Origin of the sequence: Syntrophomonas sp., from assembly GCF_028707975.1 — a bacterium.
GTDB lineage: Bacteria > Bacillota > Syntrophomonadia > Syntrophomonadales > Syntrophomonadaceae > Syntrophomonas.
The window spans coordinates 1-19,208 of the sequence record NZ_JAQVZX010000037.1 but is presented as its reverse complement, the minus strand read 5'-3'; the positions used below and the strand labels follow the sequence as shown (position 1 = coordinate 19,208).

Below are 19,208 nucleotides of genomic sequence, written 5' to 3'. Positions count from 1 at the left end.
TAATTGAACCAGACATTCTGCGAACCGTAAACTGCCGCCAATTTGTCCTTCAAATCCCGGCTGGGAGAAACATTGAGAGCCTCGTTCAAGACCAGCATCCGGCGCCCCGGCAAGTGCAAAAAGACTTCAATATCACCCGGGTATTTATGCAAAAGGCTTAGCAGCTTATTTCTGTCCATTTCTCCATGGTCATCCCCGGCCAGGCGGAGATGCATTTCCCGTACCCTCTCCGGTATGGGGCCGGTTTTCCGCAAGGCGATTTTAGGCTGTTCCTCACGCCGGTCGAAGTAACCTTCTACAATTACTACCCTATCCGCCTCCAGACGGTCGCCATTCTTCCGGTAGGCCGATGGGAAGACCAGCACTTCAATCCTCCCCCCCAGATCCTCCAGAAAAAAGCGGGCATAACTTTCCCCCTTGCGGCTGACCCGGCGGCTTAAATTGACCACTATTCCCGCCACGCGAACATAGGATTCTTCTTCCCAATTATTTATGTCTTCCAGACAGTGGGTGCTGAGCAGGGGTAAAAGACCGCGAAATTCATCCAGTGGACTCTCGGAAACGAAAAAGCCCAATACCTCTTTCTCTTTTAACAGCCGCTCCCGGGCCTCAAATTCGCCCTTCACCTTCACCACCGGTTCTTCGACCAGTTCTATTTCATCCCCAAAAAGAGAACCCTGTTGGCTGCATTCATTTTGTTTTATCGCCAAAGAGAGGTTGATACACTCTTCCATAGTAGACAAAGCCCCTTTACGGCTTAAGCCCAGCGAATCAAAACAACCGCCCAGTATAAGGTTTTCCAGCATACGCTTGTTAAGTTGCCCTAAATCCACCCGGCGGCAGAAGTCAAAAAGGGAGGCAAACGGCCCCTGTTTTCTCGCCTCGACAATGTTTTTTACGGCGTTCTGTCCCACATTTTTTATGGCCCCCAGACCGAAGCGAATGGCATTCCGGGCTACGGTAAAGTTCTCATAACTCTCATTAACATCCGGGGCCAGCACCTCTATCCCCAGCCTCCGACATTCTTTAATATAAGAAACTACTTTATCCTGATTATCTATTACACTGCTCAAAAAAGCACAGAGGTATTCCACCGGAAAATGGGCTTTTAGGTAAGCGGTCTGGTAGGAAATCAAAGCATAGGCAGCCGAGTGGCTTTTGTTGAAACCGTAACCGGCGAAGCTTTCCATAAGGTCAAAGAGATGGCTGGCGGTGGCCAGGGCAATCCCTTTACGGGTTGCTCCGGCTATGAATTTATCCCGCTGGGCCATCAATTCCTCCGCTTTCTTTTTGCCCATGGCCCGCCGCAAAACATCGGCTTCACCCATAGTAAAGCTGGCCAGCTCACTGGCCACCCGCATCACCTGCTCCTGGTAGAGAATAACCCCATAAGTCTCCTTCAGTATATCCTCCAGCAAAGGATCGATATACTCTATCTCCTGGCGGCCGTTTTTTCGATTAATAAAATCTTCCACCATGCCGCTGCCCAGAGGACCAGGGCGGTAAAGCGCTATTATCGCAATAATATCCTCGAAGCGGTCAGGTTTCATCTCGCAGAGCAGGCGGCGCAAGCCATTGCTCTCCAATTGAAAGACCCCGGCCGTATCACCGGCGGAAAGCAGTTTATAAACCGCCTCATCATCCAGGGGAATGGTGGAAATATCAATCTCCTCACCCCGGGTCTTCTTTATTATCCCCAAAGCCCGATCTATTACGGTAAGGGTACGCAAACCCAGTATATCCATTTTCAGAAGTCCGATATCCTCCACGGTCTCCTTGGTAAACTGGGTAAGCACATGGCCTTCCGGGGTTTTTTGCAGAGGAAGGATATCACTTAACGCCTGCTTGCCGATAACCACTCCGGCGGCATGAATCGATGCGTGACGCGGCATACCTTCGATAGCCCGGGCAATATCCAGTATGTTGCGGGTATTGTAATCACTCTGGTAAGCCGCAAAAAGATCCGGCGAAATCTCCAGGGCCCGTTCTATGCTTACCCCCAGTTCAGCCGGCACCATTTTAGCTATACGGTCGACCTGCCCGTAAGGTACATCCAGGGCTCGCCCCACATCGCGAATAGCAGCCCGGGCAGCCATAGTTCCGAAAGTGATGATCTGAGCCACCCGGTCAGCCCCGTATTTGCTTATGATGTATTCTATTACCCGATCCCGCTTCTCAAAACAAAAATCAATATCGATATCCGGCATGCTCACCCTCTCCGGGTTGAGAAAGCGTTCAAAAAGCAGGTCATAACGCAAAGGATCAATAGTGGTAATATCCAGTACATAAGAAACCAGGCTTCCTGCGGCTGATCCCCTTCCCGGCCCCACCGGAATCCCGTTTTGCCGGGACCAGTTGACCAGATCCTGTACTATAAGGAAATAGGCGGCAAAGCCCATTTCGTTTATCACCCTTAACTCGTATTCCAGGCGCTCCATTATCTTCTCCTCGGGATGCGGGTATTTGCGCCGGAACTTATCGTGTACCATTTCACTCAGGAAAGACTCCGCGCTATGATTAAGCGGCAGATCAAACGCGGGCAAATGGTATTCGCCAAAAGTAAAATCAAGATTACACTCGCTGGCAATCTTTAGCGTGTTCTCCAGTGCCTCCGGGCAATCCGGGAAAAGAGCGGCCATTTCTTCCCTGCTCTTCAGATAAAATTCACTGCCGGAAAAGCGCAGACGCTTCTCATCGTTTACCACTGAGCCGGTTTGAATGCATAAAAGCACATCATGCACCTGGGCGTCATTTTTCTTAAGGTAATGGCAGTCATTGCTGGCTGCCAGTGGAATATCATGTTCCCGGCTGATACGAAGCAGACCGGGCAAGCTTTCCTTTTCCTCTTTTAAACCATGATCCTGTAATTCCAGGTAAAAGTTGTCCGGGCCAAATAATTCCTGGTAATAAAGGGCTTTTTCCCGAGCTCCCTGGTAATTTCCGGCCTGGAGCAAGCGGGGTATCTCCCCGGCCACACAGCCGGAGAGGGCTATTAAACCCTCATGGTACTTTTCCAAGAGCTCCTGATCCACTCGGGGTTTGTAATAAAAACCTTCCAGGAAAGCCCGGCTCACCATTTGCACCAGGTTTCTGTAACCCAGCTCATTCTTGCATAGCAATAGCAGGTGACAAAGATTGTCATCGATATGGGCTTCTTTGTCCAGGCGGCTGCGTGGAGCCACATAGAGCTCACAACCGATCAAGGGCTTGATTCCCCTTTTGCGGGCCTCGCGGTAAAAGTCTATTACCCCGTAGAGAACCCCATGGTCGGTTATGGCCACTGCCGGCATCTCCAGTTCCACGGCCCGGTTTACCAGATCCTTGATGCGACAGGCTCCATCCAGAAGACTGTATTCGGAATGATTATGTAAATGAACAAATTTATCCGGCATATTTCATCATCCTGTTTCCTATATTTCACGCGCAACCCGGCAGGGCGAACCTCCGGTAATCCGCATCAATTCCTCGTAGGATATGGGAAGAGCGGTATTGGCAGTCCCTGCCGCCGCATAAACTACATCATAGCGCTTAAGGCTTTCATCGAGGAAAATGGGAATCGGGTTCGGCAAGGCAAAAGGACAGACACCCCCGACATTGAAGCCGGTAACCGCCAGTACCTCTTCAGCGTTCGCCATTCTGGGCCTGCTCCCCAGCAGTTGCTTGATGGCTTTGTTATCCATCTTTACATCTCCCGCCGCCACTATCATAAAATATTTATCTCCATTGCTTTTAAATAAAATCGATTTGGCAATCTGCCCCACTTCCGTACCCAGAGCCTGGGCCGCCAGAGGAGCCGTACTGGTGTCTTCCTCCAGTATAATGATTTTTAATTCCGGATTTCTCTCACTTAGATAGATTCTTACTCTTTCAATCTCATCCATTGCTACTACTCCTTTTCCCTGGCTTGTCTTTCTATTATACCTTATAAAGACTTAATCTTTGCCTCCTTAAGAAAGCAAAAAAGGGTGGTCTTCCACCCTGAATGTGAGCACAACTCCTTCCGCTTAGTCGACCAGCATAAAGGGAAAACGCTCTGGGAGCTCGGTATCGGTTCCTTATCTACCGCTCCACTATGCCCTCCCTCAGTCTTTTACTCATAAGCCCCCCTACCCGGCCACAGGTGGCATTGCTGAGGGAATCCCAGCCTTCTTTCTCCACCTGCTCCCATATACCCAGTTCTTTGGCAATCTCTATTTTTAACAAATCCTTCTCACTCAAGACCTTTTTCTTTTTCTTCTTTTTAGTAGAAATAATTACACCTCCTGATAGTGCCCGGCACTTGAGTTATTGTCGCAACGCATGGGGGGGCCTACCTCTATCATCTCCCGTTGGAACTAAGAATACTCAGATTTTTTCCATGAAAGAGAACAAATCACTGAGTTTTCCCCGCCAATCCGGTCTTAATCCAGCCCCCTGGTCAATCAGCATATCCTCCACCAGGAATGTTTTCATACCAATCTTGCCGGCAGGCAGGTCTTCTCCCACATCATTGCCGACCATCAGGCATTCTTCAGGCTTTATCCCGATCACCTCGGCAACTTCCTGATAATACTCCTGGTGGGGCTTGCAAAAATGCATGATCTCGTAAGAGGTAATCAAATCATAATCAAAATGGCCCACCCCGGCCCAGTTAATGCGCTGCTGCAGAGCAGTCAAGGGAAATACCGCATTGGTAGCAATCACTATCTTCAAATCCTGGTCAAATAATTTTTCCATCATTTCCGGAACCCCGGCAAAGGGCTTACAATAAGGCTCTAGAAAAGGGAACTCCCGTTCATAAAAGCGCTCAAAAAACTCTCGAAAATCCTTCTCCGGGTATCTCCAGTTAGAAAAGAAATCCCGCATGAAGATTTCTTCATTGCTATACTCAGGGTTACGATCAGAAATCATTACCCCGGTAGATTTAAAGACCTGTTCCACCAATCCCGTAGTGTCGCTATAGCCTGCTTCAGCCGCCATCTTTTGCATCCTGGCAAAATACTTTTGCAGGAAATACGCCATGTCAATATTTAACAAGGTTCCATCCAAATCAAATAAAACTGCCTTAAACATAATTCCCGAATTGGCCTCCTTCCCAAAAGCCTGTGGTCAAGGCAATCATTTCTACTTAAAAAGCATTAACTGCCGTCTTTATAATGTCCATACTATTTACAAAGTAAGCCAGTCGAACGGCTTCCCTGATTTCCTCTTCCGCAGCACCGGCTTCCCGCGCCTGCCTGGATAATACCTTCACCCCCTCGGCAGCTCCCTTTAATACATCCAGAGCTAGAAGTATCAGACACCTGGTTTTGGCATCAAGCAGCTCCGTATTTACTGCCCCGTTAAGGCTCCCCTCCAGCAATGCAAAATACTCCGGGTCTTTTTCTTTGTACTGTTGCACAAACCACGGCAAACCAGTAGTCATAATAAATTCCCTCCTCATAGCAATTATCCCGTTCAGTATCAATTTTAACATAGTGTAATTCTCCGCGTCAGTAGCCCAGGTAAAACCAGGGATTGACAGGGGAGTTTAGTAAAAAGTGCGCGGTACGAGTTTATTGGTCGTCAGAAGGGGGGAGGGGGTTATTTACTACCCCATCTTACTCTATAACAAGCACCTGTTAACTCACTTTTCATCGCTGGTTGCGTCCTCTGGGCATGGGGAATTACTTATTTGACTCTACTGCGAAAAGTTATAAATATGCATTAGCTTGCATAAAAAGGGGTTTTTGCATCAGAGTCCCTATTTAAAATTTTTAGTTACAAAAGAAGGACTTTCTGGTAATATATAGAAAGAATATCTTGGAGAAAAATCAAAGGAGGCTATCTGATGTTTTTTACCTTCTTGAATAAAGAAAAAGCCAACTACCTGGATATTTCCGTACTAATCAAATTTTCTCCCCGGGAAGTACTTTTTTATTATTATGATTCCATAATAATAATACCCTGGGAAAGCTACTGGAAAATCAAAGAATTGGCCGCTGCTTCCGGCAAAGCGGGAAGCCCCAGTAAAGAGTGGTTGGAGCTCTTTGAGCAGGATCTGAATGCTACTGCTGATCTTAGTAGTTTAAATGACAATGAATTCATCGAATCTATCGGCCCTTATTATTATCTGGCCAGCAATACCCGTTTCTATTTTGATAAAAGCGGCCTAAGTCCAACAGATATGGTCAGCAGTGAAAATCTAGCTAGTATAACCGCCCTGGAGGCTATTCTGCCATTGAATAAGGAGATTCAGATTCATTGTAAATCTAAAAAGGGGAAACGAAAAACGACTAAAACCAAGGAAGAACTTTTAAAAGACATCAACTTATGCCTTAGCTCCTTACGAGAAATAGAACGGCTTAACAAGCAAATCAATTATTGGGAAAAGATACTGGAACAGCGCCATTTCCTGGGGGAAAGAGAAGATTTACTTCCCGCAGAGCCGGATAATTTGCCCCAAAAACCGGAGAAGCCCGTGGAAATAGAATCTTCTGACAATGTATTGCTTTTCAGTCGTTTGCTGTCCCGCCAAAAGAAACAGCATAATCTTGATATGAATCATTATAATCATGAAGTAAAAGTCTATTTCATTCGTTATCGTGAATATGAAAAGGCTTGTGACCGCTACAAGGATGCTCTGGAAAAATGGCCTGAAGAACGTAATCTTTTTATCGACAATTGCCTGAATGATATCAAAAAAGCTGAAGAAAAACTGAATACTGCCAGGCAAAACCGACAAACTTACAGTGAGGTAATTCAAAAGTCTATTGTGCACTCGGCTTATCAGGACACTAGAACCTTGGAGCTATTCAAATATTATTTGAAAACCGGGCGTGCTAATGAGCTCCAGGATTGCATGAATATTTATGAAGAAGAAAGAAACTGGACGGAAATAAAGGCTAGCCAGGAAAGAATAGAAAACACCATACATTTTTTACAAAGCGCCAACCCTGATACCCGTTTTGCCGATGAACATATTAACCTCTTCCTTAGCCATTTCCATGAGAAAACAGGGGAGTTGGTAAAAGTCGGCGGATAGCTCAAGCAAAGTTCAGCCTCAACCATATAAAGGATATTCCTTTTTTAGGAATAACTTGTATAGCAGCATTCCGGCCAGGAAACCACCGATATGCGCCCAGAAGGCTATCGCTCCACAGGCATCAGCAAAGAAAATACTGGCGGTTCCGCACCAGATTTGGGATAAAGCCCAAAAGCCCAGATAAATCCAGGCGGGCAGATTAAAAAGAAAGAAAGGCGGTATAAAAGTTAGAACCTTGGCTTTTTTAAATAGTAAGAAGTACGCTCCCATGACTCCAGCCACTGCTCCGGAAGCTCCAACCACAGGTTCGCTGGAAAGTGGATTAATAAAGTAATGAGTGAAGGCGGCAAGTATCCCACAGCTCAAGTAAAATAAAATGAAATGTCCCCTCCCCATTCTATCTTCCAGGTTATCGCCGAAAAGCCACAGTATCCACATATTGCCGATTACATGCATCCAGCTGCCATGGAGAAACATAGAAGTCAAAAAGGGTAGATAAGCCAGAAGAGGAACCTGGCCTTGACTATAGTAAACCGGGGTTAGTCCAAATACAGAAAATATCTCTGCCATTCCCTCCAGTCCCAGGGAGCTTTCGTAAAAAAAAACAAGCAGATTCAAAGCAATAATAGTTACAGTTATTAATGGGAAGCTGTTGCTGGGGGTACTGTCTCTGAGTGGAATCATTCTGTGGTACCTCCCTATAGTTTGGTCGGATAATACAAAAAGTGAGGGGTTAAGGTTTTTCCCTTCTACATCTCACTGTTCAAGCACAACTAAGACTCCACCGCAAAAAACCCTTTTTGTCGCATAAGGGTTGCATGAATATACAAAGCGAGCGTTGGCGAAGGTGAAAGCGGGCGGTATATTTATGCGCACTAAAGCGTATTTATTACTTTTTGCAGTGACATCAATAATTAATTTTCATCAGTGGTTAATACACATTTCTAAGCAGAACCTGCCCTGACCTCAGTCTGATTCTGAGTCAAAAGCAGGATATCAATGGCCATGTAAGTACAATAGCGCATATATTCAAGCTCTCTTCCATTTTCCAGATTTCGGGGTAAGGCTTTGAAGGGATGAATATATTTATTTCTTATCTGGTGAATGGCCAGCAAGATTCCTACCAGACAAAATCTGCTATCGCTATTATCAAACTCATCATCAATCAAATCAATAAACAAAGCCCAGGCTGCCTGATTTAGATTCTCCGGCCTTTGTTTAAGGTAAGGATTGTTACAGTAGTCATAAAATGATCGTGGGAAAAGATCAGTAATATATTGAACTAACTCCATATTCTTGCTTTCCAGAACTTGCCTGACTTTTTGAAACAGCTTTTCATATTCATCTGAACCGCTTCGTATATTAATAGACTTCCGCCTTTTAAGTCCCTCTTCACTGATTCTAATGTTTCTCCTAACCAAATAATCCACCGGCTCGATAAACATAAGCAAGGGATAAACTCCATCCCGAATAACTTCACTCAATTTTTCCCCCGAATATAACTGATAGATCAATTCAGCATCAATAAGTAGTTTGGTGAAAACACTATTAACATTGTTTTGAATCCCCGCCTCAAATGAAGGAATCTCTTCTCCCAAAAATTTGACTATATATTCAATTACATCTTCCTCCACATTTTGATTGATCTGTTCTCTAAGCGCAAGCAATTGATTCTCAATTTCTCCCCAGCGTTTCTCCACCAGTATATCCTGCCAGGCCAATGTAAGCATAACTTCTTCGGCCTGATCTTTTAGTTTAGTGATTTTTATGCAACACTGGTTCAGACGCTTTTGCAGGATGAGATCCTCATTTTCAGATTCATCCAGAAGACGGCTCAGGATTTGATGCATTTCACTAAAACTGTTCATTAATTGCATAGTATAATTCTGCATTTTCCCCACCACATCAGCGGAAATATCCTCCATATCCCGAATAATGGCGTCCTGGAATGCCATTGCTCGAGTTTCCAAGGATTTTTCTAAATTCATAGCAAACTGTTCACCCAGCTTATTGACATTAAAATATTCTTCTACATTGAATTCTGCTTCTTTCTCTAATTCCTCCCGATTTCTAATCTGAGCCAACAGTAGTTTGTTAACATAATCATAAAAGATATCCTTTTCTTTAAACACTGTTCTTTTTATATCTTCCAGTTTCTCCTTTAGGTAATGATCCATTTCTTCCAAAGTGATTTCTTGGATGTTCTTAATGTCCTTTAGCAAAGATGAGATAATTCCAATGTTATTTTGGAGCATCTTTATCAGTTTGGCTTTTTCCTCACTGAGAGAAGTAATCAGGGGCGGAAGGGAACCTATCTCAAGCATCATCTCTTCTGACCTGTCGATAAAGGCATCTTTTTCTTCCCACAACCAGGACAAGCTCCGGGAAAAATCCTGAAAAATAGAATCTGCCAATGGCTTTGAGAAGCCTTGGATTTCCTGGTCAAATATCTCTTCTCCCATAAGTTTGACTCCTTGCATTAACTCGTAAGCTTCTTTACACTCAACTGGTTCCTGCAGTAGTCTTTCCTTAATTCCCCAGGATTTTAGTATTTTTATCCCGGTAAAGGCCAGCAGTAAAAAGATAAATAAGAGCCCAAACGAAAAACCCGATAGAAAAGCTATAAAGGTAAAAAGGTTTAATAGAACCAAAACCCATACCAGAATACACATATTATTTTGCTCACTAACACCGGCTTTTAGTCTCTCCAAGGAAATCAAATTTTCATCTCCCAGCATTATGCAAATAGTCTCTTAATCCCTTTGTTTCTTCATTTTCCGCAGACCCCCGTGTCGTTCCGAATCAGGCGCAACAACCATAATAGCGACTGCAAGGCATTGTAAGGGCGGTCTTCGAGCGCCCGCTTTCCCCTTCGCCAGCGTTTTGTATATTCATGCAACCCTTATGCAACAAAAAGGTTTTTTTGCAGTGGAGTCAATGGTTTATAATAGTATCGGTAAATCCTCTTGAAAAACTTAATAAACTCATTCATGACCACCAGTACTTTTATTTAATGCATTTCTGCATTTTTGTTATATACTTTTCTTCGTATTACCCATTTTCATAAATTATTTAATGTCATAATCTATGCAAATACACTTTTTATCTCTAATATAACCTATATTCTGCAATTTTTCTTAATCAACCAATCCGATTGCAGGATATTATCACCACTTTAAGCAGATTGCTTCTCAATGCATTTAAGCATTATTTTATGTGCCATTTTGCATTATGAGGGCACATATTCCATTTTTCGCTCATCTAAAAACCAGTACTTTCCCGTATTACCGGGCTTCGTTTTGTCTCTTTGTTTAATTATTTATGGCATGCTTATTGCTACTAAATTAAGGTGAACGGGAAAGTACTATCATGTTTCGATTCCCCCCTTATATCATTAACATGTGTAGCGCTGCTGTTCTGTGATGTTAATGTCATACGGATTCTTTGGATAAGGTTTTAGTAGGGATTATTCATCACGGAACAGTAGCTTCCCCCCCTTTTTTTTAATCGTAATAGAGAAAACAATTATATGCATTTCTATAAAAACACAATCGCCGTACCTTTAGCTGGCACTGGAAAGGAGAGTGATAGGATAGCCTATAAGCAAAAGCAAGATAGATAAAACAGCATCATAATAGAATTTGCAAAAATGTTTCTTCCTTATTATATATTATGATTCAAGCCCATCTTGCTTATAAATTGTCCAATTTTTAGCGTTTGGAAAGGAGATATGTTTAAAGATGGCGAGAGAAGTAGTACTGGTTGGAGCCTGTCGTACCCCGGTGGGTACATTCGGAGGCGCCATAAAAGATGTAGGAGCTGCCGACCTGGGGGCCCTGGTTATGGGAGAATCCATAAAAAGAGCTGGGATCAAGGCTGAGCAGATTGATGAAGTAATATTCGGTTGCGTCCTGCAGGCCGGCCTGGGACAAAATGTTGCCCGGCAGTGCATGATCAAAGCCGGAATTCCCAAGGAAGTAACCGCCTTTACCATTAATAAGGTTTGCGGTTCCGGATTGAGAGCTGTCAGCCTGGCAACCCAGATTATCAAAGCCGGGGATGCCGACATTATTATGGCCGGCGGAACCGAAAACATGGACAAAGCTCCCTTTTTACTGCCCAATGCTCGCTGGGGATACAGAATGAGCATGCCCAAGGGAGAGCTTATCGATGAGATGGTATTCGGCGGCTTATTTGATATTTTCAACGGCTACCACATGGGAATAACCGCTGAGAATGTAAATGATATGTATGGCATTACCCGGGAAGAGCAGGATGCTTTCGGCTTCCGCAGTCAGGAACTGGCTGCAAAAGCCATTGAATCCGGGCGTTTCAAAGACGAAATAGTGCCCGTGGTTATCAAGGGCAAAAAGGGTGATATCGTATTTGATACCGATGAGCATCCCCGCAAGAGTACACCCGAAGCCATGGCCAAACTGGCTCCGGCCTTTAAAAAGGGCGGCAGCGTAACTGCCGGTAATGCTTCTGGAATTAACGATGGCGCTGCTGCCGTTATCGTAATGTCCAAAGAGAAAGCTGATGAGCTGGGCATCAAGCCTATGGTCAAAGTTGTTAGCTATGCCTCCGGCGGAGTTGATCCCTCAGTAATGGGACTGGGACCGATACCGGCCAGCCGCAAAGCCCTGGAGAAAGCAGGCCTGACCGTTGATGACATCGACTTGATTGAAGCCAATGAGGCTTTTGCTGCTCAATCAATTGCAGTGGGCCGTGATCTGGGCTGGTCGGACAAGATGGAAAAAGTTAATGTCAATGGTGGAGCTATAGCTCTTGGACATCCCATTGGAGCTTCAGGAGCCCGCATTCTAGTAACTCTCTTGTATGAAATGCAGAAACGCAGCGCCAAGAAGGGATTGGCCACTCTCTGTATCGGCGGCGGACAGGGTACTGCCGTAATCGTTGAATCTATTTAAATGGTGTAGCATTGGCTAAACGATGGTTAAACAATTGTTAAACCACAGCTAAACTATAGTTAAACCACAGGGGTGAGGGGTGAATTGTATATACTTCGTAGATTTGCCCCTTACCCTTTGCGAATATAATGGTGGCTCGACTTTAAAAAGAATAGAATTAAAGGAGGAGAATGTTTTGCCACATGACAATTTTCTGTATCAGACCCGCGATATTAAGTTCCAGATAAAAGAATGGTTGGATATTAACAAGGTGTTGTCCTTGGATGCTTACAAAGACTACTATGGAGCTGACGACTTTGATGCGATCTGCGATGTTAACTACAAAATCTGCCGTGACGTAATCTGCCCGGCCAATAAAGATTCTGATGAAATCGGTATGAAGCATGTCGGCGGCAACGAAAAGGCGGTCATTAGCCCCGACATATTCAAGACGGTCTACAACACGGTTATCGAAGCCGGCATGGGCCCAGGGTTTGGCGACCGCCAGGTGGAAGGCCGCATGCCGCTGTATTGGTACGCTCCGATTCTGGAAATGCAGACCGCTGCATCCCCGGCGATAGTAATGCTTTGGTGTCTCACCCAAGGTGCTACCACCGTACTCCAGTACAATCTCTCGGAAGAGCTGCAAAAACGCTTTCTACCCAAGATGTACTCGGGTGAATGGGGCGGTTCCATGTGTCTGACCGAACCGGGCGCAGGCTCCGAAGTCGGCGCGGTTACTACCCGGTGTTTTCCCACCGATACCCCGGGCCTGTGGAAGATTAAAGGCCAGAAGTGCTTCATCACCACCGGCGACTGGGACGGAGTTGACAACATTATCCATCTCGTGCTGGCCAAGGACCCCGATGCCAAGCCGGGCACCGCAGGCATTTCCTGCCTGGTCGTTCCCAAGTTCTGGGTCAACGAAGATGGTTCCATGGGCAAATGGAATGATGTAACCACTACCGGCATCGAGCACAAGTTAGGCATCCACGGCTCCGCTACCTGCTCCCTGGCCTTTGGCGAAAACGACAATTGCTATGGCTGGATGATAGGTGATGGCCCGGTAGACGGCCGTGGCAAAGGTATGTCGCAGATGTTCCAGATGATGAACGAAGAACGTATCAACACCGGTATATTCTCTCTGGGCGCCTTTGGCGCTGCTTACTATGCCGCCCTGGATTATGCCAAGGCGCGCGTGCAGAGTAAAAAGTCCACCGATCCGAAAGGCCCCAGTGTCCGGATCATTGAGCATGAAGATGTCCGCCGCATGCTGATGTTGCAGAAATCCATGATGGAAGCCTGCCGGGCGTTGCTCTACTCATCCTATTACTATATCGACTTATCCAAAGAAGCTGCCACGGAAGAAGAGAGGGAACTCGCTGAGGACTTTTTCATGATTCAAAATCCGCTTGCCAAGGCCTATATATCCGACATGGCATGGCAGATGTGCGCGGAAGCGATACAGGTCCACGGCGGCTATGGCTTCATGGAAGAGTATGCCCCGGCTTCCCTGGCCCGGGACTGCAAGATATACTCCCTGTGGGAAGGTACCAACTTCATCCAGTCGCAAGACTTCACCGGCCGCAAGTTCACCATGAAGAAGGGCGAACCCTTCAAGAAATGGCTGGCGGAAATCGGCGACTTTATCGCTAATAAGAAAACTCCAGAATTCGTGGCTGAATTTGCTATGATGGAAAGAGCTTTCGCCTCTTTTAACTCCATTGTCGATATGAATGCGGCCTGGACCACCACCAACAAGCAACTGAAACAGCTGTTTGCCACCAGGATCATGCATGCGGCCGCCAAGGTCATCTGCGGCAAGCTGATGCTTGAGCAGGGCCTTCTGGCAGCCAGTAAGCTGGCGGAACTGGGTGATAGCCACTTCGATGCTAATTTCTACAAAGGCAAACTCGCCAGCGCCAAGTTCTATGTCATGAATGTTGTTCCCGAAATTTTCAGCACTGAGGAAGCCCTGAAGGTTGCCGACACCAGCGCCATTGACTGCCCTGAAGAAGCGTTTATGTAATTAGGGTCTAATCTCAATCTCTTTGGAGCTGGAAAACCATGGCAATAGTAAAAATTAATACGGAACTCCATTGAGTCCCGTATTAATTAAGTGTATTTACTTGCGGCGGCAGGTCGGTGCAGGACCTGCCGCCAAATCTTTTTCTGAGTGAAGTGTAAGAAGTCCCCGCGCCCTTCAATTTTCTTGTTAATTTGCGAGCGTGGGAAAAACCTAATCAATTTTGATGCTAGCTGCGCCCGTCCTGGCGCCTTATCCCATATTTCGCCACCTTACGGATTACGGTGGACTGGTTGACCTGAAGGGCATTGGCCACCTGGTAGCTGGAGCGATAGCGAGCAAAAGCCGCCTCCAAAAGCTCCCGCTCCGTATTCTCTACCGCTTGCCGCAAAGGCATGAGCTCCTGCTCACTTTCCAGTCTCATTTGTGGAACCTTGAAAGTAGCCGGCAGATCTTGCATGCTAATAATGTTATTGATACTGGTTACAACCATTCTTTCCATAAGGTTTTCCAATTCCCTTACGTTTCCCGGCCAATGGTATTCCAACAATACATCAATTACCGATTTATGTAAACGCTTGTTCATCTGGTACTTGTTGTTAAAAATATCCAAAAAATAGTTGGATAGGACCGGAACATCTTCTGGCCTCTCCCGCAGCGGGGGTACGAAAATCGGAATCACATTTAGCCGGTAATAAAGATCTAGCCTGAACTGGTGATTAGCGATCATTTCCACCAGATTGCGGTTAGTTCCGGCCAAAATCCTCACATCCACGGTTATGGGTTGTTCTCCACCTACCCGAAGTATCTCTTTATCCTGTAAAAATCGCAGGAGTTTGACCTGCAGGTTAAGGGGCAGTTCACCAATCTCATCCAGAAATAGAATTCCTCCCTGGGCCAGCTCAAATAGGCCAATCTTCCCGCTCTTGCTGGCTCCGGTAAAAGCACCTGCCTCGTAACCAAAAAGCTCTGATTCCAAGAGGTTTTCTGGAATCGCACCGCAATTCACCTTGATTAGAGGGCCATCCTTGCGATTGCTGCTGGAATGAATAATTTCTGCAATTAACTCCTTACCTACCCCGGACTCACCCTGAATCAAAATGGTGGAATCAACTCCGGTAACCCGCAGAACCAACTCCAATAATTCCTTCATTTTATTGGAGTTGAAAACCAGTTGGCGGGAAGTCTGCAGCTTGAGCTGCTCCAGTTGGCTGCGGTAAAGCTGGGTCAGGCCTTCCACCTGCTCCAGTTTCCTCTGCAACTCATTAAGTTCCGTTATATCACGAACATTGGTTACCACCAGAATGATATTGCCCTCTTCATCAAATATTGGGTTGCTGGTTACCAGCACCTCATTCCCAGTCACGGCTACCAGTGAAATAGTGACACGTTCCTTTTTCTCCAATGCCAGCAGGGTTCCCGAGCGGGAGAATTTACCCTCCTTTACTAGGTCAGCCATGTGGCGTCCCACACATTCGGCAGCAGAAACCCCGGTAATCCTTTCAAAACCCTTATTTAGACGTAAAGTAATCGCCTGACCATCCGCAACATACAGACCATCAAAAGAGGACTCGAATATGGCATCAAGCTCCCGGTTGAGTTTCTGAGTATACTGTGACTGCCTTACCAATTCCTCAAATTCCGATATCTCCCGCAGTACCATTACGGAGCCGATAACATTTCCATCCCTTACCACATCATTACGGTAAGGCAGAAAGCTTCTATCCCCGATAACCAGCTTATTAACCGGCAAGGGCTTGTGGTTTCCATATATCAAGGATTCCAGGAGCTCAGTTCCGCCGAGCAAATCATGTACATTGGCCCCACGCGCATCCTCTATATTAATACCCAGCAAGCGGCTGGCCTGGCGGTTGAAAATCTTGATACGAAAATCATTATCGATTTCAATGACCGGATTATACACAGCATCAATGGCAGCTTCTATTTCCTTTTTTCCCTGCTCTAATTCTAGAGCCAGGGCTCTTATTATATCTGTATAATACAGCATTCCTACCAGTTGGCCGTTGCGCATAACCGGTCGACAAGTAAACTTCTGTTTTCTAATATCGGGGACATCATCATCAAATACTATGGTGACCGGATCGGTGAGCATTATTTCCTGGACTGTTATTGCGGCGGATAGTTCTTGTACCAGCACTTCCAGCAGGCGGTTCTTGGTAATTAAGCCGACTAATTCCTGCTCTTCGTTCAAAACTGGAGATGCATCGAGGGAATATTCCATGAATAAGCGTGAAACCTCACCGATAGTTTGCCTGGCCCGCAAGGGCAAAAACCTGGGGTTCATTACTTCATAAACTTTCATAATGCACCACTCTCGGATCGATTTTTCATCATTGTACCATGTAAGTTAAAGAAAAAGAAACTAAAAAGAGGAAGCCCTGGGCTTCCTCTCAATTATTGTCACCCAATCATGGGGACGGTTCTCTTGATCGGCTTGCATTCATTTTCGAGCATTATAGATATAACCTTAACCTCTCACGCCTTCACTTTCTTATTAATCAATCGGGTCAAACATATCTTTGGGAGCACCACATACCGGGCAAATGTCCGGCGGCTCCGGCCCCTCATGCATATAGCCGCAAACGCGACACTTCCAGCGGTTATGATGCTGTTTGCCACTCTTGTCGCGTCCCAGTTTTTGCATGGATTCGCTGGTATCTACCCGCGAAGCTATTATAATCTCACCGACCAGCACTCCTTCTTTTATAAAGCTCTTCTTATAGTAAGCCTCAAGCGGGTCCTTGACCTCTACCACCCGGCACTCCTGGGGAGACAGGTTAACCTCCCCAATGGAGAATATCTCCTGGCCAAAGGCCGCCAGCATAGTGGATATTCGCGGTTCCTTGTACTCCAGCCAGTCCCCGGCTGCAGCAGACCCGGCGATTCGTCCCATCTCCATGGCTACCGGCCACAGGCCAATCATTTTTTCTCCATGTTGGGCGACATCACCCGCAGCATAAACATCCGGAACACTGCTGCGCATCTTCTCATCAACTACTATTCCCTGCTTGATTTCCAGGCCTGCGTCTCGAGCCAATTCTACATTGGGCTTTACTCCCGTTGAGAGGAGAACCAGGTCAGCTTCCAGAACCTGCCCATCATTCAGTCGCACTCCACTGGCCCTGGCTTCACCCAGAATCTCTTCCGTAGCCTTACCCAGGTATAGTTGGACCCCTTTGGAGCGAATAATATCCGCCAGGCACGCGGAAGAGGCATCATCCAGTTGCCGGGGCATAAGCCGTTCGCCAAATTCCACCACGGCCACTTCCAGGCCGGCAGATACCATCTCCCAAACAGCCTCCAAACCCAGGACTCCGCCACCGATTACCACCGCTTTTTTACTTTTCTTAATAGCTTCTTTAAGCTTTACCGCGTCTTTCAGGTTGCGCAGGGCAAAAACACCCGCTTTTTCCACACCCGGGAAAGGAGGAATATTACTGCGGGCTCCGCTGGCCACTATCAACTTGTTATAAGTCAAATTTTCCCCATTCTCCCCGCTTACTTTCCTGGCCGCGGCATCAATGGAATTTACTTTAAATCCGGTTTTTATTTCGATGGCATTCTCCTGGTACCAGGCGGCATCGAAAACATAGAGCCTGTTATCCGGCAGGTCCTCGCTCAAAAAGTCAGAAAGAGCCGGGCGGTAATAAGGCAGGGCTTCTTCTTCGGTCAGCATAGTTATCGCGGCGGTGCGATTGCGCTGTCTTATAGCCTGGGCGGCAGACAGAGCGGCAATTCCGCTGCCGATTATTACAAAGTGCTCGGAAGTATCGTTTAAGAATTTATCTTCCAGCGGTATCTGCACAAAGTTTTCCGGTCCTACACCACAGGCCGGGCAAATGGCCGGGGGTTCCTCCCCGACATGTATATGCCCGCAAACCAGGCAACGCCAGCGAATTGCGCTTTTATCCCGCCCCTTTTCCATTACGGCCCGGGCAAATTCCATGCCCAGACTAAAGGCATCCTCCAGTTGACGGACCGAGGGCTTAAAATTGACCCTGAAGCCAGGAAGTACTTTCATACGCAAAGCATTAAAACGGCTTTCAATGGAAGGAACCGCCTCTCCACTCCATCCATAAGCTCCAAAAGCCAGGGCTATCTTGTCCGAATGGGTGATGGGAGAAAGCCGGGTGATAAGATCCCAGATAGGAGGCAGGGCATCCCCGTTGATAGTAGGAGAACCCACCAGGAGTCCATCAGCCTGGTCGATGCTCTGCAGAGCCTCCTCCAGTCCTCCCTCAACCAGGTTATAACGCTTGATATCAAAATCCCCCATCATGCTGATACCCTCCAAAAGGCTGTCAGCAATCATTTCCGTATAGCCATAAGCCGTAACATAAGCCAGGACTATTGACGGTTTTTTCTCCCCTTCAGCTACTTCCACCGGCGTTGACCATTGCCGGTAGAGATCAACATAATAATCCAGGTTTTGCCGCAAGACCGGTCCATGACCAGGGCAAATTATGTCAATTTCCAGATCCTTAATTTTTTCTAAAGCTTCCAGAACATAAGGCTTAAAAGGCCCCATTATCATATCAAAATAGTATTTGTAGGCATCAGTAAAATCAAAATCGATCAGGTCGTTGAATACCCTTTCATCCGCATAGTGGCTGCCGAAAGAGTCGCAAGTGAAAAGTATCCTGTTCTCCGGCAAGTAGCTATACATACTATCTGGCCAATGCAAGAAAGGTGCACTTATGAAACGCAGGGTCTTCCCCCCCAGATCCAGTTCATCTCCATGATTCAACTCACGGGAGGCAAAATCCTTATTGCTAATTTCTTTGAGAAATCTGATAGCGGTCTGACTGCCCAGAATCGTTAGTCCTGGAATCTTATCCAGCAGCTTCTCCACTGATCCGGAATGGTCAGGTTCGGTATGGTTCATAATCAGATAATCAATTTCCGATAGTTTAACTACTTCCTGCAGATCCTTGATATACTCATCAAAAAATCTGTCCTTGACCGTTTCAATTAAAACGGTCTTTTCCCTACCCTTTACCAGGTAGGCATTGTAACTGGTACCATATTCGGTTCGCATAACAATGTCAAATACTCTTAAACCCGGATCCTGAACTCCTACATAGAACACATTTTCCTTAATTTCCAGCATCTTCATCAGCATACCCCCCTAAATTGATTTTCGGTCTCTAATCGACCCTATTCACATGATAGGCAAATCGCCCAATATATGCAAATACAAGAAATTTCTTCACGCTCCAGGAATGCCGATATCCGGGATTTATCTCCT

General features: G+C 46.2%; 12 protein-coding genes. 3 read left to right on the top strand and 9 right to left on the bottom strand.

Annotated elements, in window-relative coordinates; translation table 11 throughout:
- The 5 genes from PHP87_RS06580 to PHP87_RS06560 form a co-directional block, all read right to left on the bottom strand.
- On the bottom strand, positions 1-3,392 hold a 3,392-nt coding region (locus tag PHP87_RS06580; RefSeq protein ID WP_299919806.1), incomplete at its 3' end, for a DNA polymerase III subunit alpha.
- 18 nt (positions 3,393-3,410) lie between these two features.
- Positions 3,411-3,881 (bottom strand): YbaK/EbsC family protein, encoded by a 471-nt coding sequence (locus PHP87_RS06575; protein ID WP_299919805.1) that lies wholly within the window; start codon positions 3,879-3,881, stop codon positions 3,411-3,413.
- Between the two features lie 178 nt (positions 3,882-4,059).
- Entirely contained in the window at positions 4,060-4,218 is a 159-nt protein-coding gene (locus PHP87_RS06570) for a small, acid-soluble spore protein, alpha/beta type (RefSeq protein ID WP_299919804.1), read from the bottom strand.
- A gap of 126 nt (positions 4,219-4,344) precedes the next feature.
- Positions 4,345-5,052, bottom strand: coding sequence for an HAD family hydrolase (locus tag PHP87_RS06565; RefSeq protein ID WP_299919803.1), 708 nt, complete (start codon positions 5,050-5,052; stop codon positions 4,345-4,347).
- A 55-nt stretch (positions 5,053-5,107) separates the two neighbouring features.
- The gene (locus PHP87_RS06560; protein WP_299919801.1) at positions 5,108-5,404 is read right to left on the bottom strand and encodes a carboxymuconolactone decarboxylase family protein; all 297 of its coding nucleotides are present in this window, start codon (positions 5,402-5,404) and stop codon (positions 5,108-5,110) included.
- Positions 5,405-5,809: 405 nt separating this feature from the next.
- Here PHP87_RS06560 and PHP87_RS06555 point away from each other — a divergent pair, with 405 nt between their 5' ends.
- Positions 5,810-7,003: a hypothetical protein gene (locus PHP87_RS06555; RefSeq protein WP_299919799.1), complete on the top strand. Its 1,194-nt coding sequence runs from the start codon at positions 5,810-5,812 to the stop codon at positions 7,001-7,003.
- 18 nt (positions 7,004-7,021) lie between these two features.
- Here PHP87_RS06555 and PHP87_RS06550 read toward each other — a convergent pair whose 3' ends face one another.
- Both PHP87_RS06550 and PHP87_RS06545 read right to left on the bottom strand, forming a co-directional pair.
- Complete coding sequence (locus PHP87_RS06550; RefSeq protein WP_299919797.1) at positions 7,022-7,687, bottom strand: rhomboid family intramembrane serine protease; 666 nt, start codon at positions 7,685-7,687, stop codon at positions 7,022-7,024.
- Between the two features lie 260 nt (positions 7,688-7,947).
- Positions 7,948-9,741, bottom strand: a complete 1,794-nt coding sequence (locus PHP87_RS06545; protein ID WP_299919795.1) for a hypothetical protein — start codon at positions 9,739-9,741, stop codon at positions 7,948-7,950.
- A 1,002-nt stretch (positions 9,742-10,743) separates the two neighbouring features.
- Between PHP87_RS06545 and PHP87_RS06540 the strand changes: the two genes are divergently transcribed.
- On the top strand, positions 10,744-11,934 hold the full coding sequence (locus PHP87_RS06540; RefSeq protein ID WP_299919794.1) for an acetyl-CoA C-acetyltransferase: 1,191 nt from the start codon (positions 10,744-10,746) through the stop codon (positions 11,932-11,934).
- Positions 11,935-12,109: 175 nt separating this feature from the next.
- A complete protein-coding gene (locus tag PHP87_RS06535) occupies positions 12,110-13,942 on the top strand; it encodes an acyl-CoA dehydrogenase (RefSeq protein ID WP_299919793.1) in 1,833 nt (610 codons plus the stop codon).
- A 226-nt stretch (positions 13,943-14,168) separates the two neighbouring features.
- Here PHP87_RS06535 and PHP87_RS06530 read toward each other — a convergent pair whose 3' ends face one another.
- Together PHP87_RS06530 and PHP87_RS06525 are read right to left on the bottom strand one after the other, a co-directional pair.
- Positions 14,169-16,262: a sigma 54-interacting transcriptional regulator gene (locus PHP87_RS06530; protein WP_299919792.1), complete on the bottom strand. Its 2,094-nt coding sequence runs from the start codon at positions 16,260-16,262 to the stop codon at positions 14,169-14,171.
- Positions 16,263-16,454: 192 nt separating this feature from the next.
- Positions 16,455-19,076 carry an FAD-dependent oxidoreductase gene (locus tag PHP87_RS06525; protein WP_299919791.1) on the bottom strand — a complete coding sequence of 874 codons (2,622 nt, stop codon included), beginning with the start codon at positions 19,074-19,076 and terminating at the stop codon, positions 16,455-16,457.
- Positions 19,077-19,208: the final 132 nt, after the last annotated feature.